This is a genomic window from Pantoea sp. AN62 (assembly GCF_050432985.1).
GTDB classification, from domain to species: domain Bacteria; phylum Pseudomonadota; class Gammaproteobacteria; order Enterobacterales; family Enterobacteriaceae; genus Pantoea; species Pantoea brenneri.
Window position 1 is genome coordinate 158,794 of the sequence record NZ_JBNPYB010000001.1, and the last position, 21,952, is coordinate 180,745.

Consider the following 21,952-nt stretch of genomic DNA (forward strand, 5'->3'; position numbering starts at 1 on the left):
AGTCAGGAGAAGCGCAATGCAGGACTTACGTTGTGTCATGATTTTGAATGCCAGTTTGCCGCCGGGCAAAGCAACCAATGCCGCTGCCGTTATGGCGTTAACCCTCGGCCAGCGTCATCCGGCGCTGGTCGGCGAGGCGCTGGAAGATGCCAGTGCCCATCCCTGCCCCGGCCTGATCCCGGTCGGTATCCCGGTACTGGCGGCTACCACCGATCAGCTCAGCCTGCTGCGGGAAAACGCCGAACAGGCTGGCTGCGATATGGTGCTGTTTCCGGAAGAGGGCCAGTCCACCACCGACTATCAGGCGCTGAGTGACGCGATGCGGCAGAAGCCACGTCAGGAGTGGCGTTTGCTGGGCATGGCGGTGGTCGGTGAGAAAAAAGCCCTGCGCAAGCTGACCGCCAGACTCGCACTTTTCAGTTAAGGTTAACGCGGGAAGTTGTCGCACGCTTTCCGCATCATTTAAGTCAACTTTCCAGGCTGTACACATTTTCTGTACAATTTTGTTCTCGGAATATTCCTTATAAACCCCTGTTAATGCTCAAATAGCACATTTTGCTTAGGAATCCGATTGTACAGATTGGACTTCATTGTATAACTTTATCCCCACGAGTTGTTTTGCGACTCTGTAACGAATGATGCACTTGCGTCGCCTCTGAAGGTGTCAGTGGATTTCCACCTTCAGAGGTTATTTTTTTATCCGTTTATTTATGACGTTGGGTTCCTTCGCATCTGTCCATGCGGAGGTTTTTTTAATGTCTTTTTGTCCTGACATCCGAAAGGGAATCGGGCTGTTTTGAAGGGCTTACACATGCAAAATCAGAATAGGGTTCCCAGAACCGATCAGGAAATTGCCGACTACTTTAATGCTGCCGCCAATAAACCGGCCAGTGATATGGAGATGCTCGGCTTAGTGGTCGCGGAGATCCTGCAGTCCGGCATGCCGGTCAGTAATAAGGCGATTATTTCTAAACTGATTCATCGTCTGGAACTGGAAAGCAACCGGGAGTCGCTGGAAATCTATCGGCAACTGCTTGAGCTGGTCGTCCACAAAACCCCGGATGATTTCTCGTTATAATCCCGACTCCATGGAGGGAGTCAGCCCGCCTTTTTCTGGTATCTTCGCCCTGCGCCCGGTAACATCTGCCCTCACTTTTATCCCGACTTTCTCGCCCTTCGTGCGGGAGCAAAACAAAAAAGAGCCTGCAATCCTTTATGACTCAATCGAATGATGTCGCTGCAACGCCGGTTGTGGCGAGTGATATTAGTGTCGGACGCGTATTACGCTCTCCGGCGCTGCTGACCCGCGAATGCCTGGCCGGGGTGATTACCGCGCTGGCGCTGATCCCCGAAGTGATCTCTTTTTCGGTTATTGCCGGCGTTGATCCTAAAGTCAGCCTGATTGCCTCGGTGGTGCTCTGTCTGACGCTGTCGATTCTCGGTGGCCGTCCGGCAATGGTGACCGCTGCCGCCGGTTCAGTGGCGCTGGTGATCGGTCCGATGGTGCATCTGCATGGCGTTAACTACATTTTGCCCGCGGTGGTGATGGGCGGCGTGATTCAGATCCTGTTTGGTCTGGCCGGGCTGGCACGCATGATGCGCTACATTCCACGCTCGGTGATGCTGGGATTTGTGAATGCGCTGGGCGTGCTGATTTTCTTTGCTCAGGTTCCGCACGTATGGGGACAATCATCGCTGGTGTGGATCTTCTTTGCCGTGACGCTGGCGATTGTGCTGCTATTGCCGCGGCTGGTGAAAAGCGTTCCCTCACCGCTGGTGGCGATTGTGGTGGTAACCGGCGTTGCCCTGCTGATGGGCTATCGCATGCCTAATGTTGGCGACGAAGGCCCGATGAGCCCTGGCCTGCCCGGCTTTAACAGCCTGATGGTGCCGCTGAATCTGCAGACGCTGCAGATTATCTGGCCGACCGCGCTCAGTATCGCCTTTGTCGGGCTAATGGAGTCGCTGCTGACCGCCAAACTGGTGGATGACCTGACGGATACGCCGTCCAGCAAACGTCGGGAATCCTGGGGACTGGGCGTGGCAAACATTTTTGCCGGTTTTTATGGTGGTATCGCCGGTTGCGCGATGATCGGCCAGACCATCGTTAACGTCGAGCTCGGCCGGGCGCGTAGTCGGGTTTCTACCGTGGCTGCCGGACTGGTGCTGCTGCTATTGGTTACCGGTCTGAGCCAGATTATGGCGCAAATCCCGATGGTGGTTCTGGCAGGGATCATGATGGTAGTGGCGGTGAAAACCGTCAACTGGCACAGCCTGCAACCGGCTACGCTGAAGCGCATGCCGTGGTCTGAAACGCTGATTATGGTGCTGACCGTGGTGGTGACCGTGTGGACGGGTAACCTGGCGCTGGGGGTGCTGGCCGGCGTGATTGTCGCCATGATGCTGTTTGCCCGCCGCATTGCCCACGTCATTCACGCCGAGCGTCAGTTGAGCGAGGATGGCGAATCGGTACGTTATACGGTGCGCGGGCCGCTGTTTTTTGCGAGCAGCAACGATCTGTTTGAACATTTCGATTACGCCCACGATCCGAAAAACGTCATTATCGATTTAACGCATGCGCAGATCTGGGACGCATCAAGTGTGGCGGCGCTGGATGGCATTGAATATCGCTATCAGCGCTATGGCGCGCAGGTGAAGATTGAGGGACTGGATAACCGCAGTACTGATTTTCATCGCCGGTTAACCGGTAATTTCGGCTAACCTTGCGATTTATTCTGGCTGACCGGCGGCCTGCGAAGCTGCCGGTCAGGCTCAGGCCTGTTGCCGGCGCGCTTTGTAGCGGGCCACCATCGTCATTAATGCCTGATAGATCAGACCGGCGTAAAGACTGGTCAGAATCGCCAGCCCTATCTCTTTGCCCTGCTGCTGCCATGACATAAACCACATGAACACGCCCCACAGAACAGAAAACACCAGCCAGCCGCGGACGAACTTCACGATGCCATTCATAACCACTCCTCTATAATGATGCGCTACCTTAGCGGGGTTCAGCACAAAACGCATTGCTGGCACGCCGGAGATGAGAGGCGTTTCAAATAATCGGCCGCAATTTCTGCTCTGGCCGGCACAAGACGGCGTATCAGGTGATTCCACCCGACTTTTCTATACTAAAGGCACCGTTAAACTTTCAGGATACCTTGATGAAACGTTGCGCCTTATTGCTGTCAGCTTTTGCCGTTATCACTACCCTTTCCGCCTGTGCGCCTCAGTCGCCGGGCAGAGATGCGCCGCCGCCGCCGTCACCGCCAGGCGGTCAGCAGCCGGTCGGTGCGCCTGGCGGCAGTGGCCCGGTTGGTCAGCCACAATCCTGAACCTCTAGCCCTGAGTTCAGGATCTCCCGCCCGGATCACGATGCATCTGTCGCCGGGCGGACTAGTGCCGATGGGCGCACCCGCACTCAGACATCTCTCCCGGTCGCTGTTTGCCTAAATGGGAGTGACGACGCTTTAATCCCCCTTCGCCGCCCGTTTCACCTTGTGCTGCACAGGGTCCCAGCAGGCGGTTCAGCGCGTCGTTAATTGCCCGCTCGATATTGACTGACCAGCTGGTCAGATGCCAGGTTGAGGATTGTGCTTCATCAAGATCACCGAACCCGACTACCGCTACGTGCGCGCCCTGACCAAAATCCCGGATTGCCTGCATCGCACCAAACGCCAGCAGATCAGATTCACAGAACAGCGCCTGGATGCGCTCGGCGGCGCGGGTCTGTTTCAGATAATCGGTCATCGCCTGCCAGCCCTGTTCACGATCGTTGCCGCCCGCCACCAGATCGACGCAGATCGCTTGATCTGCCGCCATCAGGCTGGCGCTGTAGCCTTGTTTCTGTGGCGATGCCCCTGCCTGGCTCTGCAGATAACCCAGCCGCTGATGCCCTTCTGCCAGCAGCAGAGGCCCGATCGCTTCGCCCGCCAGCCTGGCATCCGTCTGCATTACCTGCTCTGCGTCAAGCTGCAGCACCGGCAGCGAGGCCGTGGTCAGGATGCTTGCAGGCGGTGAGTCACTGAACGCACCCGGCAACAGCAGTAAACCACGCAGCCCGAGCGGGGCCGCCTGAGTCAGTTGTGCTGCGAGCGCCTGTTCAGTGGCGGCATTCAACAGAAGCATCAACACGCCACGCGCGTTGAGCTGGTGCGTCAGTTGATGGAGGATTTTCTGCTGCCATGAATTCAGTAACGGGCTGGAGATTACGCCAATCATCGGCGGAAATGCGGTATCAGGCTGCTGGTCAGTGGAAAGCGTCATTATAAAGGGTCCCGACTTCTTTTGCGGCTGAGAATAGATTGAAAACACCGGCTTTGCGCCGCTGGCAGTGGTTGTGCCGGCCGTACTTAGCCAATCTTTGCTGCAGGTTGTGGCTTACCCGTCTGCTAACGGATACCGGCAGCAACCCTCTACAGCCTAAATGATCCACTTCGCCAACAGAATAGATTTGTGTACAGACAGGGATGGTTTTCAATCTCAGGCAAATGCACAGAATCATGACCACTCACTACGCTGGCCGTTAATTCAGATAATAGCTGTCACTCAAAAATCGGGTCGCAATGGATGAGTCATACCAGCGTAATAGTGGACATATGATTGTCACTGTTTAATTTCTGACAAATGAAAGACACCGTGATTTTTATCGTTTTTCATTAATTCACGCTTCATCCTGAGCTTACATTTTCCATATAACCATTTTGCAATCCAATCACCTCAGTAACCACAACAATATGGACCAATTACTATTTAATCTGCATCTCGACCGACACTATAATCCATCTCACCACAATAATGGTGGCAATAAACTTAACAATAAAAGGAATTGATGATGAAAGAACTTAACCAATATGAAATTAGCTGTGTTTCTGGTGCAGGTTTGCAGGAAATGTTTGAAGGGGCAATCATTGGCGCGACGACCTACGCGTTTATTGGCGGTAAGTGGGCTATGGTCTCCGGCATCACTACTTTTGGTATTTCACAACTGGTGGGCGTAGCCCTGGGCCTGATTGTAGGCGGAATCGGCGGCGCATTATATGGCGCAACGCATACCTCTGAACAGGTTGAAAACTTTTTCAATAGCATAATGGAACACGCTGGATAAAACCGCCAATAATAAAAAAGAGTGCCAGGCCGAATGCCCTTCGAATGCTGGCGCTCTTTTGTTTTATATAAGAAGGTATTATGAGAAACCTAAGCAGTCAGGAATTATACTTTGTAGCAGGCGGCGCTCCGACCGCTACAGAAGTTGAAGATTTTGGTGAAGCGGTCTTAAATGGCGCGGTCATTGGCGCGACCACACTCGCGTTTAGCTTTGGGAAATGGGCAAGTTTTGCCGGTCCTTTTACTTTTGGTCTGTCGCAGCTTGTCGGGGTCTTCGTTGGTCTCGCCGTTGGTGGCATCGGTGGCGCAATTTATGGTGCGTACCATACCCCAGCCGAGAGCGAAGCCTTTTTTCTCGATATCGTGAAATATCTGGGTTAACCATATTTTCGATAAGCAGAGTATTTGCTGGGCCGACATAATCAAAATTAACGCTTGTGTAAATTATGATAGTTGCACCTCAAACCAGCACATTTACAGTTTGTCTGTTTTTAAAATTATAAGCTGTTAAAGATTAACCTTTATTTCCCAATAACCATTCGGTGTGACACCTTTCAACTACCTTCACAGCGTGATTTTATCGTCAGCCGGGCCAGCACTTAATGTGCTGGCCCATAAGCAGTGGACACACCCACTATTAAGTCAGGATTATGGGTTACCACTCCTTTTTTAGCTATTCCTTTATCCACAGAATATGCTGTCAAAACGCATCCCATCCTGGTGCAGACTCTTCACAAAACTAACAGCATCACGGCATTGACCTGTGCGTTGATACTTTCTACAACGGCGAATTGATTCGGCTATCCGCTATTAAGGCTTATATATTCCACCACAACGAGCAGCCATTAAGCGTTTTTTAAACATATCGCCCTGCGCGGCGTAACAGACACACGAATATCCGTAAACGGGTAAGCCGATACAGCATGAAATTGTTCTGTCAACGTAAAGCAGAATAGCGTGGCCAGCCGACGGGTTAATATAATAATTTCAAATATCGGCTCATCTCTAAACTGATTAACTATTCAGCCGGATTATTTCCGGCAGGCTAACCCCGGCTACGGTTATTTTTATCACCGGGCAGATAGCAGCAGGACCGGGCAGCAGGAGTTGAACCTGCATCGGCAATCCCCGAAGAATTGCAATAATACCGTTATACTATGCCCGTGTTTCCCCGCCCGACACCTCACCCTGCCTCGCGTAACCCTTTGCCACAGCGCGCTGCCCGTTGCCTTGCTTAACCAGCATTCAGGCTGCCTGCCCGGCGTAATCGACCGCCTTCCCCTTCGAAGATCTGCCCGTCACCTGGCGGGATATTTCAGCCTGGGTACTGCAGTAATAACGGCGGATTAAAGTAAGGGTAGTGCCGGCTAATAAGGCTGCAAGCGCAAGCGGTGAATATTTGATAAAACAGCGGAAACCATAAAAATAGGTTGCTAATGCTTTTAATCACGCATTCTTCAGCTAGCCTTAAAAGCCAGACTGTCGGGGGAAACGCTTCCGGCGTTCAGCAGACTGAAATAAGCGAAGAGGTAATGACTATGCCCTCAGGACAATTTTATATTCTTGATCATCCGGATCTGACATTCACCGCCAGTTACCATATCGATACGGTGAATGAAAAGCCCTTTAAATCACGCATCGTGCTTGAGATCCAGAAACAGCTGCAGCCTACCGAGGCATTTGATGCTGTCAGTATCGGCCAACAGGTGACCTTTGTCTCATCCAGCGGTGAAGCGCAGCGAATGTATCTGATCAGTAACGCTGACGACCAGTTGGTTTTCAGCTCGCGCGCCTGAGGCCGGAATTTGCAGAGAAAGGGGGGAAGGATAATCGAGCACGAGGGCACGGTCTGTCTGACCGTCGTCTTCGCCACCCTACAGAAACAAAAAAACCACCTTTTGAGGTGGCTTACGACATTGCTTACTGCTTGTTTTTATTCGGTTTCAATATGGTGCCCGGGGCGGGACTTGAACCCGCACAGCCTTACAGCCGAGGGATTTTAAATCCCTTGTGTCTACCGATTTCACCACCCGGGCAGGGTGTAACTGGAGGCGCGTCCCGGAGTCGAACCGAGGTACACGGATTTGCAATCCGCTGCATAGCCACTCTGCCAACGCGCCTTAAACTGATGTGCCGCCAGGTTAACCTGACCTGCGAATCTGGAGCGGGAAACGAGACTCGAACTCGCGACCCCGACCTTGGCAAGGTCGTGCTCTACCAACTGAGCTATTCCCGCATTTCAGCAACTGCATCGAACTTGCTGATTTTATTTATCTTCTGGCAGGCTGGCTGCCGTTCGATGCGATGCATTCTACTGACCTGACGCAGTGAGTCAATAAAATTATCCTCACTGTGTGTCTGTTTGCTGCTTTTTAAATCGCATCGATCACGGTTCGAGCAGATCGCCGCGCGCCGCGCTTAAATACTGAAACATTGACCAGAAAGTCAGCACCGCAGCAATGTATAACGCCACCACGCCAATTCCGACTACCGTGCTGTCAGGACGCCACAGCAGGGCAAACAGCGACAGCATCTGGGCGGTGGTTTTCACTTTGCCAATCCATGAAACCGACACGCTGCTGCGTTTACCGATCTCAGCCATCCACTCACGCAACGCAGAGATGATAATCTCACGGGCAATCATGGTGGCGGCGGGCAGCGTAATCCACCAGGCATGGAAATATTCTGCCACCAGCACCAGCGCCATCGCGACCATCACTTTATCGGCCACCGGGTCAAGAAATGCCCCGAAGCGGGTGGTCTGTTTCCAGCGGCGCGCCAGAAAGCCGTCAAACCAGTCGGTGACGGCAGCGAAAATGAAGATCAGTGCAGTAGCCAGCGGTGCCCAGTGAAACGGCAGATAGAAAGCCAGCACGAAGAACGGGATGAGGACGACTCGGAACAGGGTGAGACACGTCGGGATGTTAAATTGCATATGCCGGTAACTGTCTGGAATGGGTAGAATTTAACGTATGTTCCTACATTGCCCCCCCCGTTTCAATGCTAGTGTTTCAACGAGTAGTATATTTTTTCTGCCAGGGCGTGTGAGATACCCGGTACATTGGCGATCTCCTCCACTGATGCATTCATCAGCGGTTGCAGGCCCCCCATGTACTTAAGCAGTTGCTGACGCCGTTTCGGCCCCACTCCTTCGATGCTTTCCAGTGCGCTGGTGTTCTTTACTTTAGCGCGTTTTTTACGGTGGCCCGAGATTGCATGATTGTGAGCATCGTCACGAATATGCTGAATTACATGCAGCGCCGGGGCATCCGGCGGCAGAGAAACGCCCTCGCCTTCCGCTTCAAAGAACAGTGTTTCCAGTCCCGCTTTACGATCGCTGCCTTTGGCTACGCCCAGTAAAATCGGTCGGGATTTATCCCACGGCACATCCAGCTCGGCGAATACCTGTTTCGCCTGGGCAAGCTGTCCTTTGCCGCCATCGATCAGGATCACGTCCGGGATCTTGTCCTCTTCGATCGCTTTACCATAACGACGGCGCAGCACCTGGTTCATCGCGGCATAGTCATCGCCGGGCGTAATACCGCTGATGTTATAGCGGCGGTAGTCGGCACGCAGCGGACCGTTCTGATCGAACACCACGCAGGAGGCGATCGTCTGCTCACCCATGGTGTGGCTGATATCGAAACACTCCATGCGCGTGATCTTGTCGAGCTGAAGAAACTCCGCCAGAGCTGCCAGACGCTGATGAATCGTCGAGTGTTGCGATAACCGGGTGGTTAATGCGGTCGCGGCATTGGTTCGCGCCAGCTTCAGATAACGGGCGCGATCGCCGCGCGGTTTGCTCTGAATCGAGACCCGACGACCAGCCAGCTCGCTCAGCGAGTCGGCCAGCAATTCGCGTTCTGGCAAGGTAAAGTCGAGCAGGATGTCGCCCGGCAAGGTGCGCGCTTCACTGCCCTGCAGGTAGAACTGTCCGACAAAGGTTTGCACCACTTCGGCCAGATCGGTATCCGCCGGCACTTTCGGGAAGTAGCTGCGGCTGCCTAACACTTTACCCTGACGAATAAACAGCACGTGCAGACAGGCCATACCCGCCTCGTAAGCCACGCCCATCACATCCAGGTCATCGCCCTGATTGGAGACAAACTGTTTCTCAGTGACCCGCCGCACCGCCTGAATCTGATCGCGCAGGCGGGCCGCTTCTTCAAATCGAAGTCCGACGCTCGCCTCCTCCATCCGCTTCACCAGCAGATTGAGGACCTGATCATCTTTGCCCGCCAGGAACAGGCGCACATAATCGGTTTGCTGGGCGTACTCCTCTTCACTCACCAGTCCGGCCACGCACGGCCCCAGACAACGACCAATCTGGTATTGCAGACAGGGACGTGATCGGTTGCGGTAAACGCTGTTTTCGCACTGACGGATCGGGAAGACTTTTTGCAGCAGTCCGAGGGTTTCGCGTACCGCATAGCCGTTGGGGAACGGCCCAAAGTATTCCCCTTTCGCGTGTTTAGCACCACGGTGCATCGCCAGTCGCGGATGGGTGTCAGCGCTCAGGAAGATGTAGGGATAGGATTTATCATCGCGCAGCAATACGTTGTAGCGCGGCTGATACAGCTTGATGTAGTTATGCTCAAGCAGCAGCGCTTCGGTTTCGGTGTGGGTTACGGTGACGTCGATGTGCTGGATATTGCTTACCAGCGCTTCGGTCTTGCGGCTGCCGACCTGAGTGCGAAAATAGCTGGTCAAACGCTTTTTCAGATCTTTGGCTTTGCCAACATAGATGACGGTGCCTGAGGCGTCATACATGCGGTAGACGCCGGGCTTACTGGTCACCGTACTCAGAAAGGCTTTGGAATTAAAAACGTCACTCACTACTGATTAACGGCTCCGCATTATAGAGGCCATGTCGAATGGCCAGATGCGTTAACTCTACGTCACCGCTGATGTTCAGCTTACTGAACATACGATAACGGTAGCTGTTAACGGTTTTAGGACTGAGATTCAACTGCTCGGAAATTTCCGTCACCTTTTGTCCTTTGGTGATCATCAGCATAATCTGCAATTCCCTTTCCGACAAACAGCTGAAAGGTGATTCGGCTTTCTGCGGCTCAATCTGGCTCAGCGCCATCTGCTGCGCAATGTCCGAGGCGATGTAGCGTTGTCCGGCGTTAACCGAACGAATCGCGTTAATCACTTCCTGCGGCGCTGCCCCTTTACTGAGGTAGCCAGCGGCACCGGCCTGCATCACTTTGGCCGGTAATGGATTCTCGGTATGGATTGTCAGCATGATGATTTTGATGTCGGGATTGTAGCGCACGATCTTGCGTGTCGCCTCAAGCCCGCCAATGCCTGGCATGTTCATATCCATCAAAATCACATCGACCTGATTGGCACGACACCATTTGGCCGCGTCCTCACCACAGTTAACTTCTCCGACTACCACCAGACCTTTGACATCCTCCAGGATGCGGCGGATACCAGCACGGACCAGTTCATGGTCATCAACAAGAAGCACACTGATCAACGGGAAGACTCCAGAGGCTAAAAAGAGGAAGCAATTAACGATTTCAGGCGGTAATCATACCCGTTTTTACCTCAAAAGCACATCAACAAAGTAAAACTGTAGCGGCGATACCTGATTGAAAACCGATGATCACGCTTATCTTAGCCGCGTTAAAACCGCCACCTGTCCCACCTGAAAAATAAAATTAAAAAAGTTATTTTTCATTTACTTAAACAGAATTCGATGCGGGATTTATGTGGGTGTGCAACACCGTCAGGAACATCGTTAAGCGCTATGATAACTTTCCGCGATTGATTAGCCCTGCTGGATTGATAACCTTTTCGGCCAGAAGCGAACCGGCCCGATCAGCAACTTAATCGCCCTGTGGTATACTCACGCACTGCTGTACGGACGAGATTGCCGACACGTTGTTATTCACCAAGGAGAAAATCATGAGCGATGAAGACTTTGCAACTTCGCAGGAAGCGCGCAAATTAGCGGATGAAATAGCGGGTCTGAAAATGATGATCACGCTGATTCTGAAAGGCATGGGTCAGGCGGATGCCGGAAAAGTCATTATCAATATGGAACGCTACGTGCAGACGCTGGGCGATAAGCCGCAGGCGGAAGTGTTCAGCAACACCATTAAGCAGATCAAAGCGGCCTACCGCCAGTAAACGTTTTGCCCCCGGTTGCGGGGGCAAATTAGTTAGCTGTGTGACTGCCAGTTAACTGACACACCCAGCGACGGCAGTACTTCTTCCGGACTGAAACGCCGGGTGCCGCGATACTTCTCCGCCAGCGCAGGCTGCACCACCGGAATGCGAATCGCGAACAGATTATCTTCCGACAGGATCAAGCCCGGCGTCAGCGGCTCATACACCACCCGATGCTGCTCAAACATCTTCTCCAGCATCGGTGTGGCTGAACTGATGATGTACTCCATGCCATTCAGCTCTGCCAGCTGCACCGCGTGCCAGAGAATGTTCAGTGGCAACTCAGGATCCACCTCCAGCCGGGCCGAGAAGCGCGACATCTCCCACACCTTTTCATGGCTGAAGGGCAACACAATGCCTTCACTCTGTTCCGGTTCGAACCACGGCATAAGCCGGGCGCAGCCGCTGATCCCTTCCCGCGCATTCCAGGCAATCAGCCAGGTCACGTCTGAGCGATCGAAGCGATCGTATTCCTGTCCCGGCGTGCTAAGACGTGGCGGAATAGACCAGCCTTCGCCGCGCGCAAATACGCTATACCGGTAGCTGCCAAGTTCGGCAAGCAAAGAGGATGGCATATCCTTTAATTGCGTTTGAACTATTTTCATCATGCGCCTCTGACATCCCCATGTTTGCAATGATTTCTTTGCGCCAGCCTGGCAAAGCCCCGGCGCAGGGTAGACAACTGACCTGGACGAGGGAACTACTAAAATTGGTAGTTGCTTTTCGTCTAAATCAGCCCGACTGCTGCTGCATAACAGGCAATCTGGGTTTTATTGGAAACATTGAAACGCTTTTGCATATTTTTTTGGTGAAAGTTAACGGTATGTTCAGAGATGGATAAAATAAGTGAAATTTCCACCGCAGTTTTTCCCTCTGCAGTCCATTTCAAAATTTCCAGCTCGCGCTGACTAAACTCTTTTTTTAGTACCATCATTGCATCATCGCTAAAGCGTTCCAGCGTATCTAAGCTTAGCTCCGCTAAAAAGTGTAGTTTGACTTCCAGCTCAATGCGGCGCTGCTGAATAGGAAGCGGCTGTTGCGATGATATAGATAATATACCAATGACGCGATTTGGTGCCATTGCAGAGCAAGAAAAACCGCTACGCAGGCCGTGCTCTGCCGCCTCCTGCCACAGGTTACCGGCCTCGGTAAACAGTTCACGCGTCCAGACCATTCCCCGGCCGGGCCGCTGGCACTGTTCCAGCACCGGATCGACCGCGTAATAATTGTTCGCTTCATAATGCTTAACCCACTGCGTGGGATAACTGCTGTGTAAATGAATGCGCGGTCGGGTGAAAGGCACCGGATGCTGAATCAGGAAGGCAAAATAGTCGAAGCCTAATGATTCAGTAAAGCAGTGCAATAACGTCTTCAGCTCAGAAGAACAAGTTAATGCCCGAAATTTTTCTTCTGCGTCACCCCGCCAGGCGAAATAATCCCCGCTACTCATATTGCCTCGGCATTATTTTTACGCATTTGCGCATTATTATTCATTTTGGTTATTCAGATAAAAAATAAATTATCAGGAGTAAATTAATTTATTGTACAAACCGGCATCGCCACAATAAAGATGGCATTTAATTCTCTGAACCTCAGGCTCCCCACAACCGCCTTTCAACGTCAATATGAGGCCGTCCGGTGTAACTTTCAATCATCAGTGGAGAATAAGATTTTTCCGATGGAATTTCAATCATTATGTTTCATTCGATTTTTTCAGCAGCGTTGCAAAAGTCTCAGTCCAGATAAAAAGTTATTTCCTGAGCGCCAGTAATTTATGGTTAAACAGCAGGTTAAATAGGTGCTGAATAAGCGAAGCGGTAAAGGTTGATGTTCAACATATTTTTCATCAGGAAATAAGCATGCATTTCACTCTGGTAATCCTGAGACTACGCTTAATCTGCGGTCACCGTGACTAACCGCTTAAGATTCGGGACGAAAACAGCCGTCAGACGCGCGTTTCAACACGACATGGATTAACCCGCCACGGGAGCATACGATGCTAAATCAGTGGGCTTTACTCTTTCTGGTGTCCGGCGTTTGCACCGCGCTGATGATTACCAAGGATATTTTCCTTTACCGTCAGCCGGGCAGACTGATGAACCTGATCTGGCCACTCACCGGGCTTTATCTGCCGTTTATCGGCTGGCTGGCCTGGTGGTATCTCGGCCGGATTCCCCGACATCAGTTAAAAGCAGCGTTACTGATTTCGCCCAAATCGTCCCGCTATCGTGGCTGGCAAGCGCTATTTATCGCCACCGCCATCTCAGCCGCCGCCTGTATTTTAGCTGAGGCGCTAACCTTACCAATTATCACGCTGCTGAACTATCTGAAAATACCGCTGTTGATCTGGCAACAGGCAGCAATTTCGCTGTTACTCTCTTTCCTGTTACTGCTGCTTTTTCAATTTTTCTCCCTGCCTCAACATGAAAAAAAATCATTCTGGCAGCGCTTGTCGCTGGCATTTAAACGCAGCGCCTTTCCGCTGCTGATCTGTCAGGCCGGCATTTTTTTCTTTATGGCGCTGGCCCTGAAATTTGTGCTGCATCAGCAGATCAATCCGTCGCGGACGCTCTTCTGGTTTATGCTGCAACTCGCGATGATGACTGGATTTGTTTTTTCGTGGCCAGCAAATCATTTCATAATCAAACGCGGTATTAATCCTGTTTTATGATTTATCGACAATACCCCGCGCCGCGCATGCCCAGATGAAAATGGGTGGTATGGGCGGCGTTATAGTCGGGTCCCAGCGCATTGCCAAACACCTGGCAACCGCCACGCCACAGCGTATGCAGCATTGCGGCTTTGTCCGTAGGCTGCTGCCAGTGCTGGCTGACAGTAAGCCGCTGACCATTGGCCAGCTGAAAGCCGGTCACATCCCAGGCATCAGCCGTCGCATGTTCGCTCAATCGCCCTTCGGTCCGATGATAAATATTGCGACAGGCATAACTGCCGACGTGGCTAATCCGCACCAGCGGGCTCTGCATCTGCTGCAGGGTTTGTTCACGGCTGCGTAAGGCGTACATGGTGCTGGCAACCGCCATTGGGCAGCTGGCAAGGAAACTGCTGCTCAGGCTGACCGGGCCAAATTTCTGGATACGCAACGGATCGGCAAGGGGACAGTTGCCCCGTAGCGGCGGTCTTTCGCTGAAGCTGACCCAGCCCGCCTGCTGCGCGCGCCGCATCACCGCCAGACAGGCGGCAGGATCGCCGGCCAGCCGTTTCATTTTGAGTTGCGTCATCCAGCCCGGCGGGTCCGTCACCGACAGCGGAATAAAGGGATTAAATTGCGGCGGCAGATGCTGTTTTAGCCAGGGTAAACTGACCCATCCCAGCGCAATCAACAGCAAAAACAGAATAAGCGTGCGCATAGTCCCTCTCGCAGCATGATGAATAACCAACAGAAAGTGTAGAAGTACAATCCTCGTCACGCCCTGAACCTGACACAACGTGATGAAAAATTACCCAGCCTGCCGCAGGATTAACCCGCGTAACGCTTTGCTGCCACCTGATTGAGCGGCAATGGTCACAATTGATAAAAAACCGTTACCGGCTTTAGGGTGACTTCCACTATCTTATGCCGGCTTGCCTTCGGGCGACGCCATTCAGTAACAGCCAGCAGAGCTGACACAACATCAAGAAAGGAAAGACAATTCCATGGTTGATCAATCTAAAGACGCGCCACTCGCGCAGGAAGGCCCGGATAAACTGCGGCGCAACCTGCATAATCGCCATATTCAACTTATCGCCATCGGTGGTGCTATCGGTACCGGCCTGTTCATGGGTTCCGGTAAAACCATTAGCCTGGCGGGACCCTCGATCATTTTTGTTTATATGATCATCGGCTTTATGCTGTTCTTCGTGATGCGGGCAATGGGCGAGCTGCTGCTGTCCAATCTTGAGTACAAATCATTCAGCGATTTTGCGGCTGACCTGCTCGGCCCCTGGGCGGGCTATTTTACCGGCTGGACCTACTGGTTCTGTTGGGTGGTGACCGGCATTGCTGATGTGGTTGCTATCAGCGCGTACTTCCAGCTCTGGTTTCCCGGCTTCTCGATCTGGATGAGCGCCCTGCTGTGCGTGGTGGTTTTCCTGACGCTCAACATTGCGACCGTCAAACTGTTTGGTGAGATGGAGTTCTGGTTCGCGATCATCAAAATCGTGGCGATTGTGGCGCTGATCATTACCGGCATTGTGCTGGTATCGATGCATTATCCCTCACCCGGCGGCGGCACCGCCTCGCTGAGTAATATCTGGGATCACGGTGGGCTGTTTCCAAAAGGGCTGAGCGGCTTCTTTGCCGGCTTCCAGATTGCGGTGTTTGCCTTTGTCGGCATTGAACTGGTCGGCACCGCCGCGGCAGAAACGCACGATCCACATAAAGTGCTGCCGCGCGCGATTAACGCCATTCCGCTGCGGGTTATTATGTTTTACGTGCTGGCGCTGATGGTGATCATGGCGGTGACGCCCTGGACCCAGGTGATGGCCGACCGTAGCCCGTTCGTTGAAATGTTTGTGCTGATTGGCCTGCCCGCTGCGGCCAGTATCGTCAACTTCGTGGTCCTGACCTCGGCAGCCTCCTCCGCTAACAGCGGTATTTTCTCGACCAGCCGTATGCTGTATGGCCTGTCGCAGCAGGGCGTGGCCAGCCGTGCCTTTGGCCGCCTGTCAGCGCGCGCGGTCCCGACCACCGGCCTGCTTTTCTCCTGCCTGTGTCTGCTGGCTGGCGTAGCGTTGATTTATCTGATCCCGGACGTGATGACGGTATTCACCCTGGTGACCACCGTTTCCGCCATTCTGTTCATGTTCGTCTGGACCATCATCCTGTGCAGCTACCTGGCCTACCGTAAAAAGTACCCGCAGCGTCATGCCCAGTCCGGCTTTAAAATGCCAATGGGCAAGTTCATGTGCTGGGTTTGCATGGCGTTCTTCGCTTTCGTGCTGGTGTTGTTGACCCTGCAGGAAGATACGCGCCAGGCCCTGATGGTGACACCGCTGTGGTTTGCGCTGCTGACGATGGGCTGGCTGGTGCGCCGCCGCCGTCAACCACGCTAACCGCCTGCTGGCAATAAAAAACCCGGTCACTGACCGGGCTTTTTTATAGCCGCTGAGACAGTGTCGAGAACACCGCCTGCAAAGTAGGCCGCTCCGACGGCAGCCGCTGTGGCTGTGGATCGGGCTGTTGTGGGCTACCGAGGTTAAAGGTAAAGGTGAAATCATCGCCTTCCCCCATCCGCAGATCGGCAATGGTAATCTGCCCGTTGCGTTCCGCCATCGCATAAAAACCGTGGCTGAACCACGCGACCCGCTCGGCATACCCGTTTCCACGCAGCGCATCAAACAGTTCAGGATGACGGGGTCGCCATACCACCTGCAGCGGACGCCGTGGCGACAGCAGTGACCAGTAAACCTCACCGTAGCGGTCCGGTGTCATCACCACGCTGCGCCACACCAGGCTGTTGAAGGCGGTCGGGGTCACCAGCACCTTATCGGTTGGGATCCCCTGCCGGACCAGCGCCTGCTTGATCTGCCCTGCCGCCACGCCCTGAATCGCCACGCTCCACAGCAGGTAGAGCGTACTCAGGGTCAGGCCAATCCGGTTCCAGCGTAGCCCGCGCTCACTGCGCCGCCACAGCGCCAGCGCCACGCCAATCAGCAGCGGCAGCGTATAAAGCGGATCGACGATGTAAATACTGCTAATCGCATAGGGATGATCGGTCAGCGGCAGGCCAAGCTGGGTGCCATACACCGTCATTAAATCGAGCAGCGGATGGGTAATCAGCGCCAGCCAGATGGCGGGCCACCATGCCGGCCATCTCACCCGGTGGCGGAACAGTCCGGCCACCAGCCAGGCGATCAGCGGCGATATCAGCGTGAGATAGAGCAGCGCATGACTTTCGGTACGATGCAGCGTCATATTGCGTATCGCATCGCCATGATCGATAAACACATCAAGATCGGGCAGGGTGCCGCAGACGGCACCGACCACTGCAGCCTGCCAGACCGGCACCCGTCGTCCCATTACCGCCACGCTGACCGCGGCACCCAGCACCAACTGCGAAACAGAATCCATGGTTTTACTCCGTGGCGAACGGTCGATCCGGCGTCAGTCAGCGCACCCGAATCCCTTCAATAATCATGCGCTGCACGTTGCTGACCGTCTGATCAAAAAAATCGGGATCGTTAAGCGTCTGACCGGTGACCGCCTCGACCTGACTGGCAAAATCGGCATAGTGCTGGGTGGTGGCCCACAGCATGAAGATCAGATGTTGCGGCTGGACACCTGCCAGCCGGCCTTCATCAATCCAGCGCTCAATAATCGCCGCTTTGTCATCCACCAGCTGTTTCAGATCGCCCGCCAGTTCACCTTTAAGCAGTGGTGCGCCCTGCAACATCTCCAGGCAAAACAGCCGCGAGGCCTGTGGGTGATCGCGTGATACTTCCAGCTTAAGGCGGATGTAGCGGCGAATCGCCACCAGCGGATCCTGATCGTGCGCCAGCGCCCGCAGCGGAGCCAGCCAGACATCCAGTATCTGTTTCAGCACCGCCACATACAGCGCTTCTTTAGAGGGGAAATAGTAGAGCAGATTGGTTTTAGAGACGTCAGCCCGTTCTGCCACCTTATCGAGGCTGGTGCCATGAATGCCAAACTGTGAGAAGAACGCCAATGCCGCCTCCAGAATGGCAGCACGTTTCGCGGCGACGGCACGCGAACGACGCGTTGGCTTTTTTTCATCGGTTTTCACACGTTTACCTCATCCCTCTTGTGTCAGCGCATCATAGCAAAGTGCTTCCGCCCTGCCCAATCCACCGCCTGCACCTTTTTCGCTCAGCCTGCATGGAAAATGTGCAGCGAATTTTGACCAAACGGTCCGAAATGGACCATCTGCTCTGGTTACCTCTTTTGGGTTAAGTTTAACCTGTTGTTATTTATTGCATTAAAAAAAGTGGCACACAGTTTGCAGAATTGTGACTGAGCGCAGCCCCTCAGGGATGAAGCAGGAAGCAGTGCCGCGCGTGAAATGTCCTCCCCCGACTGCATAGAGGTTTCACATGAAGATAGGCGTCTTTATTCCGATTGGTAACAATGGCTGGCTGATTTCATCCCATGCACCGCAATACAAGCCGACCTTTGAACTGAACAAAGCGATCGTGCTGAAAGCGGAGCATTACCATTTCGACTTTGCGCTGTCGATGATCAAACTGCGCGGCTTCGGCGGTAAGACCGAATTCTGGGATCACAACCTCGAGTCCTTCACCCTGATGGCGGGCCTGGCAGCCGTGACCTCTCGCATTGAGATCTACGCGACGGCGGCCACGCTGACGCTGCCCCCGGCTATTGTGGCGCGCATGGCCGCCACCATCGATTCGATTTCCAATGGCCGATTTGGCGTCAACCTGGTGACCGGCTGGCAGAAGCCCGAATATGAGCAGATGGGATTATGGCCGGGCGATGAGTACTTCGGCAGCCGTTATGCCTATCTGACCGAATACGTTACCGTGCTGCGCGATCTGTGGGGCACCGGCAAGTCTGACTTCAAGGGCGATTTTTTCACCATGAATGACTGCCGGGTCAGCCCGCAACCGCAGCGGCCGATGAAGGTAATCTGCGCCGGTCAGAGTGATGCCGGTATGGCATTTTCCGCCCAGCACGCCGATTACAACTTCTGCTTTGGTAAAGGCGTGAATACCCCTACCGCATTCAGCGCGACCTCCACGCGGATGAAGCAGGCCGCGGAAAAAGCCGGACGCGATGTCGGCTCCTATGTGCTGTTTATGATTATCGCGGCTGCGACCGATGAAGAAGCCCGCGCCCGATGGGAACACTACAAAGCCGGTGCCGATGAAGAGGCACTCTCCTGGCTGACCACCCAAAGCCAGCAGGACACCAAATCAGGCAGCGACACCAACGTGCGCCAGATGGCCGATCCCACCTCGGCGGTCAACATCAATATGGGGACGCTGGTCGGCTCTTATGCCAGCGTGGCGCGGATGCTGGATGAGGTGGCGCAGGTGGACGGCACCCATGGCGTGCTGCTGACGTTTGATGATTTCCTGCAGGGCATCGAAGACTTTGGTCAACATATTCAACCGCTGATGCAGTGCCGCAGTGCCCTGCTGGAAGCCCAACAGGAGGTGGCCTGATGAGTACGGTTTATTGCGCCCATACCCCAGACGTGCCGCAGATTGAGCTGCCGGCGCGTCCCGAACCGATCGCCTTTCCACCCAGCCAGAGCGCGCTGATTGTGGTGGATATGCAAAATGCTTACGCCACCGAAGGCGGCTATCTGGATCTGGCCGGGTTTGATGTCTCTGCCACCCAGCCGGTGATCGCCAGCATCGCACAGGCGGTGACCGCTGCCCGGGCAGCAGGCATCCAGATTATCTGGTTTCAGAACGGCTGGGATGCGGATTACGTCGAAGCTGGCGATGCCGGTTCACCCAATTTTCACAAATCGAATGCGCTGAAAACCATGCGCAAACGCCCGGAACTGCACGGCACGCTGCTGTCGAAAGGCAGCTGGGATTATGCGCTGGTGGATCAGCTGGTGCCGCAGCCGGGCGACATTGTGTTGCCGAAACCACGCTACAGCGGCTTCTTTAATACGCCGCTCGACAGCATGTTACGCAGCCGCGGTATCCGTCATCTGATCTTCACCGGCATTGCGACTAACGTCTGCGTCGAATCGACACTGCGTGACGGTTTCTTCCTTGAGTATTTCGGCGTGGTGCTGGAAGACGCGACTTATCAGGCCGGACCTGCTTTTGCGCAGCAGGCGGCCCTGTTTAATATCGAAACGTTTTTTGGCTGGGTGTCGGACGTTGCCACCTTCTGCGAGAGCCTGAAACCTGCCGATTCCCGCTGAGCGATTCAAAAAGGAGAAGTTGTTATGCCAAAAAGCGTGATTATTCCGCCGGGAACCACCACCCCCATCGCCCCTTTCGTGCCCGGCACGCTGGCCGACGGCGTGGTGTACGTTTCGGGTACGTTACCGTTCGATGCTGATAATAACGTGGTGCACGTTGGCGACGCTGCGGCACAAACCCGCCATGTACTGGAAACCATCAAGAAGGTGATTGAAACCGCCGGCGGCAATATGGCGGACGTGACGTTCAACTCGATATTCATTACCGACTGGGCCAATTACGCGGCGGTGAATCAGGTCTATGCCGATTATTTTCCCGGTGATAAACCGGCCCGCTTCTGTATTCAGTGCGGGCTGGTCAAACCCGATGCGCTGATTGAAATCGCCAGCGTGGCGCACATCGGCAAACAGGAGGTCTGATGCAGCTGGATATCCTTGGCCTGCAGTCGCCGGATGCCCCGACGCTGGTGCTCTCTTCCGGTCTGGGTGGCGTGGCGGGCTTCTGGCAGCCGCAGCTGGCTGCCCTGACCGCCCGTTACCGGGTGGTGCTCTACGATCAGCGCGGTACCGGCCGCAGCGCCGATACCCTGCCGGAAGGTTACAGCATGGCGATGATGGCGGCAGAGCTGGCCGCCGCGCTGGCGCAGCAGGGAATCCTGCGTTTTAGCCTGATCGGTCATGCGCTCGGCGGGCTGGTGGGTTTGCAACTGGCGCTGGATTATCCGGAGCGGGTTGAACGGATAGTGGTAATCAATGGCTGGCTGACGCTGCATCCCCACACGCGCCGCTGCTTTCAGGTGCGCCAGGATCTGTTGCTTAACGTCGGCGTTGAAGCCTTTGTGCGTGCCCAGCCGCTGTTTCTCTATCCGGCTGAATGGATGGCGCAGCATCAGACCCGGCTGGAACAGGAAGACAGTCATCACATTGCCCATTTCCAGGGAATGGAGAACCTGATGCGGCGTCTGCACGCCCTGATGAGCGCTGATTTTAGCACGCGTGCCGCCGCTATTCCCCAGCCGGCGCTGGTGATCTGCAGTCAGGACGATCTGCTGGTGCCCTGGAGCTGTTCCGCTCAGCTGGCGGCGGCGCTGCCGAACGCCTCGGAGCAGGTAATGGCATGGGGTGGCCACGCGATGAGCGTAACCGATGCCGATCACTTTAATGCCCTGCTGGTGCAGTGGCTGGATGATACCGATGACGTGCAGCCACTGGCACGCGTCGCCGGGTAACCCTTTTTGTGGAGAACGCGATGAATCCGAATCATCTTGCGCCTGTGGTAGAGAAAACTGAGTTTCGTAACGCCATGTCGCGGCTGGGTGCCGCCGTCAATATCATCACCACCGAAGGTCCGGCCGGTCGTGCTGGCTTTACTGCCTCTGCGGTCTGCAGCGTTACCGATTCGCCACCTACCCTGCTGGTCTGCCTCAATCGTTCCGCCTCGGTCTGGCCGGTGTTCTGTGAAAACCGTCAGCTGTGCGTCAATACCCTGGCGGCAGGCCACGAAACCTTATCCAACCTGTTCGGCGGCAAGACGCCGATGGCCGAACGCTTTATTGCTGCCGAATGGTCAACAGCGATTACCGGTTCGCCGGTGCTGAGCGGCGCAGTCGCCTCGTTTGACTGTCGTATCAGCCAGATTGTCAGCGTCGGCACCCACGACATTCTGTTCTGTGAGGTGCTGGCGCTGGTGCGTAACGACGATACCCACGGTCTGGCATGGTTTGACCGCGGTTATCATCCGCTTATGCGGCAGGAAGCCTGTTAATCCGCCAGCCTTCCGCAGGCCTGGCCCCGGCATTCAT

At 54.4% G+C, this 21,952-nt stretch carries 25 protein-coding genes and 4 tRNA genes; 15 read left to right on the plus strand and 14 right to left on the minus strand.

Annotated features, from left to right (window positions below):
- The first annotated feature begins 16 nt into the window (after nucleotides 1–16).
- The 3 genes from FHW04_RS00815 (at nucleotide 17) to FHW04_RS00825 (ending at nucleotide 2,721) form a co-directional block, all read left to right on the plus strand.
- Entirely contained in the window at nucleotides 17–424 is a 408-nt protein-coding gene (locus tag FHW04_RS00815; RefSeq protein ID WP_031377900.1) for a DUF2000 domain-containing protein, read from the plus strand.
- A gap of 387 nt (nucleotides 425–811) precedes the next feature.
- Nucleotides 812–1,078, plus strand: coding sequence for a biofilm/acid-resistance regulator YmgB/AriR (locus FHW04_RS00820; RefSeq protein ID WP_031377899.1), 267 nt, complete (start codon nucleotides 812–814; stop codon nucleotides 1,076–1,078).
- Nucleotides 1,079–1,215: 137 nt separating this feature from the next.
- Nucleotides 1,216–2,721 (plus strand): SulP family inorganic anion transporter, encoded by a 1,506-nt coding sequence (locus FHW04_RS00825; RefSeq protein ID WP_089561067.1) that lies wholly within the window; start codon nucleotides 1,216–1,218, stop codon nucleotides 2,719–2,721.
- Between the two features lie 51 nt (nucleotides 2,722–2,772).
- Here the strand turns inward: FHW04_RS00825 and FHW04_RS00830 are convergent, their stop codons facing one another.
- Nucleotides 2,773–3,024: a DUF6404 family protein gene (locus FHW04_RS00830; protein ID WP_227021872.1), complete on the minus strand. Its 252-nt coding sequence runs from the start codon at nucleotides 3,022–3,024 to the stop codon at nucleotides 2,773–2,775.
- A 137-nt stretch (nucleotides 3,025–3,161) separates the two neighbouring features.
- Here FHW04_RS00830 and FHW04_RS00835 point away from each other — a divergent pair, with 137 nt between their 5' ends.
- Complete coding sequence (locus FHW04_RS00835) at nucleotides 3,162–3,332, plus strand: hypothetical protein (protein WP_162836819.1); 171 nt, start codon at nucleotides 3,162–3,164, stop codon at nucleotides 3,330–3,332.
- A 61-nt stretch (nucleotides 3,333–3,393) separates the two neighbouring features.
- On the opposite strand, the gene FHW04_RS00840 is transcribed toward FHW04_RS00835, so the two are convergent.
- Nucleotides 3,394–4,263, minus strand: a complete 870-nt coding sequence (locus tag FHW04_RS00840; RefSeq protein WP_089561068.1) for a substrate-binding domain-containing protein — start codon at nucleotides 4,261–4,263, stop codon at nucleotides 3,394–3,396.
- Between the two features lie 565 nt (nucleotides 4,264–4,828).
- Here FHW04_RS00840 and FHW04_RS00845 point away from each other — a divergent pair.
- Nucleotides 4,829–5,104: a hypothetical protein gene (locus FHW04_RS00845; protein ID WP_143811569.1), complete on the plus strand. Its 276-nt coding sequence runs from the start codon at nucleotides 4,829–4,831 to the stop codon at nucleotides 5,102–5,104.
- A gap of 80 nt (nucleotides 5,105–5,184) precedes the next feature.
- The gene (locus tag FHW04_RS00850) at nucleotides 5,185–5,484 is read left to right on the plus strand and encodes a hypothetical protein (RefSeq protein ID WP_089561070.1); all 300 of its coding nucleotides are present in this window, start codon (nucleotides 5,185–5,187) and stop codon (nucleotides 5,482–5,484) included.
- Nucleotides 5,485–6,195: 711 nt separating this feature from the next.
- On the opposite strand, the gene FHW04_RS00855 is transcribed toward FHW04_RS00850, so the two are convergent.
- Nucleotides 6,196–6,268: transfer RNA gene (locus tag FHW04_RS00855), tRNA-Arg, on the minus strand.
- 373 nt (nucleotides 6,269–6,641) lie between these two features.
- On the opposite strand from FHW04_RS00855, the gene FHW04_RS00860 reads away from it, so the two are divergent.
- Complete coding sequence (locus tag FHW04_RS00860; RefSeq protein ID WP_031376083.1) at nucleotides 6,642–6,899, plus strand: hypothetical protein; 258 nt, start codon at nucleotides 6,642–6,644, stop codon at nucleotides 6,897–6,899.
- Nucleotides 6,900–7,052: 153 nt separating this feature from the next.
- On the opposite strand, the gene FHW04_RS00865 is transcribed toward FHW04_RS00860, so the two are convergent.
- The 6 genes from FHW04_RS00865 to uvrY all read right to left on the minus strand — a co-directional run bounded on the left by FHW04_RS00865 (nucleotide 7,053) and on the right by uvrY (nucleotide 10,591).
- A tRNA-Leu gene (locus tag FHW04_RS00865) sits at nucleotides 7,053–7,139 on the minus strand.
- A gap of 10 nt (nucleotides 7,140–7,149) precedes the next feature.
- Nucleotides 7,150–7,223, minus strand: a tRNA-Cys gene (locus FHW04_RS00870).
- 40 nt (nucleotides 7,224–7,263) lie between these two features.
- Nucleotides 7,264–7,339, minus strand: a tRNA-Gly gene (locus FHW04_RS00875).
- A gap of 150 nt (nucleotides 7,340–7,489) precedes the next feature.
- Entirely contained in the window at nucleotides 7,490–8,038 is a 549-nt protein-coding gene (gene pgsA / locus FHW04_RS00880; RefSeq protein WP_031376084.1) for a CDP-diacylglycerol--glycerol-3-phosphate 3-phosphatidyltransferase, read from the minus strand.
- Nucleotides 8,039–8,106: 68 nt separating this feature from the next.
- On the minus strand, nucleotides 8,107–9,939 hold the full coding sequence (gene uvrC / locus FHW04_RS00885; RefSeq protein ID WP_031376085.1) for an excinuclease ABC subunit UvrC: 1,833 nt from the start codon (nucleotides 9,937–9,939) through the stop codon (nucleotides 8,107–8,109).
- On the minus strand, nucleotides 9,932–10,591 hold the full coding sequence (gene uvrY / locus FHW04_RS00890; RefSeq protein ID WP_031376086.1) for a UvrY/SirA/GacA family response regulator transcription factor: 660 nt from the start codon (nucleotides 10,589–10,591) through the stop codon (nucleotides 9,932–9,934). Before uvrY ends, uvrC begins: the two co-directional genes overlap by 8 nt.
- A gap of 431 nt (nucleotides 10,592–11,022) precedes the next feature.
- On the opposite strand from uvrY, the gene FHW04_RS00895 reads away from it, so the two are divergent.
- Entirely contained in the window at nucleotides 11,023–11,247 is a 225-nt protein-coding gene (locus tag FHW04_RS00895; protein WP_031376087.1) for a DUF2594 family protein, read from the plus strand.
- A 32-nt stretch (nucleotides 11,248–11,279) separates the two neighbouring features.
- Here the strand turns inward: FHW04_RS00895 and FHW04_RS00900 are convergent, their stop codons facing one another.
- On the minus strand, nucleotides 11,280–11,891 hold the full coding sequence (locus tag FHW04_RS00900) for an acyl-homoserine-lactone synthase (RefSeq protein ID WP_031376088.1): 612 nt from the start codon (nucleotides 11,889–11,891) through the stop codon (nucleotides 11,280–11,282).
- Between the two features lie 122 nt (nucleotides 11,892–12,013).
- Nucleotides 12,014–12,736, minus strand: a complete 723-nt coding sequence (sdiA, locus tag FHW04_RS00905) for a transcriptional regulator SdiA (RefSeq protein ID WP_069728140.1) — start codon at nucleotides 12,734–12,736, stop codon at nucleotides 12,014–12,016.
- A gap of 546 nt (nucleotides 12,737–13,282) precedes the next feature.
- Between sdiA and FHW04_RS00910 the strand changes: the two genes are divergently transcribed.
- On the plus strand, nucleotides 13,283–13,957 hold the full coding sequence (locus tag FHW04_RS00910; RefSeq protein ID WP_046288405.1) for a DUF4396 domain-containing protein: 675 nt from the start codon (nucleotides 13,283–13,285) through the stop codon (nucleotides 13,955–13,957).
- Between the two features lies 1 nt (nucleotide 13,958).
- Here the strand turns inward: FHW04_RS00910 and FHW04_RS00915 are convergent, their stop codons facing one another.
- Nucleotides 13,959–14,654, minus strand: a complete 696-nt coding sequence (locus FHW04_RS00915; RefSeq protein ID WP_069728139.1) for an extensin family protein — start codon at nucleotides 14,652–14,654, stop codon at nucleotides 13,959–13,961.
- Between the two features lie 286 nt (nucleotides 14,655–14,940).
- Here FHW04_RS00915 and cycA point away from each other — a divergent pair, with 286 nt between their 5' ends.
- Complete coding sequence (cycA, locus tag FHW04_RS00920) at nucleotides 14,941–16,338, plus strand: D-serine/D-alanine/glycine transporter (protein ID WP_069728138.1); 1,398 nt, start codon at nucleotides 14,941–14,943, stop codon at nucleotides 16,336–16,338.
- A gap of 43 nt (nucleotides 16,339–16,381) precedes the next feature.
- Here cycA and FHW04_RS00925 read toward each other — a convergent pair whose 3' ends face one another.
- Entirely contained in the window at nucleotides 16,382–17,356 is a 975-nt protein-coding gene (locus tag FHW04_RS00925; protein ID WP_089561071.1) for a metal-dependent hydrolase, read from the minus strand.
- Between the two features lie 37 nt (nucleotides 17,357–17,393).
- Nucleotides 17,394–18,029: an HTH-type transcriptional regulator RutR gene (gene rutR, locus FHW04_RS00930; protein ID WP_069728137.1), complete on the minus strand. Its 636-nt coding sequence runs from the start codon at nucleotides 18,027–18,029 to the stop codon at nucleotides 17,394–17,396.
- A 307-nt stretch (nucleotides 18,030–18,336) separates the two neighbouring features.
- Between rutR and rutA the strand changes: the two genes are divergently transcribed.
- Genes rutA through rutF form a run of 5 tightly spaced genes read left to right on the plus strand, consistent with a single transcriptional unit; the run spans nucleotide 18,337 to nucleotide 21,915 of the window.
- Nucleotides 18,337–19,428: a pyrimidine utilization protein A gene (gene rutA / locus FHW04_RS00935; RefSeq protein ID WP_089561072.1), complete on the plus strand. Its 1,092-nt coding sequence runs from the start codon at nucleotides 18,337–18,339 to the stop codon at nucleotides 19,426–19,428.
- Nucleotides 19,428–20,150, plus strand: coding sequence for a pyrimidine utilization protein B (gene rutB, locus FHW04_RS00940; RefSeq protein WP_031376095.1), 723 nt, complete (start codon nucleotides 19,428–19,430; stop codon nucleotides 20,148–20,150). Before rutA ends, rutB begins: the two co-directional genes overlap by 1 nt.
- A 24-nt stretch (nucleotides 20,151–20,174) precedes the next feature.
- Nucleotides 20,175–20,570 (plus strand): pyrimidine utilization protein C, encoded by a 396-nt coding sequence (gene rutC, locus FHW04_RS00945; protein WP_069728134.1) that lies wholly within the window; start codon nucleotides 20,175–20,177, stop codon nucleotides 20,568–20,570.
- A complete protein-coding gene (gene rutD / locus FHW04_RS00950) occupies nucleotides 20,570–21,379 on the plus strand; it encodes a pyrimidine utilization protein D (RefSeq protein WP_031376097.1) in 810 nt (269 codons plus the stop codon). Before rutC ends, rutD begins: the two co-directional genes overlap by 1 nt.
- Before the next feature lie 20 nt (nucleotides 21,380–21,399).
- Nucleotides 21,400–21,915, plus strand: a complete 516-nt coding sequence (rutF, locus tag FHW04_RS00955; RefSeq protein WP_031376098.1) for an NADH-dependent FMN reductase RutF — start codon at nucleotides 21,400–21,402, stop codon at nucleotides 21,913–21,915.
- Nucleotides 21,916–21,952: the final 37 nt, after the last annotated feature.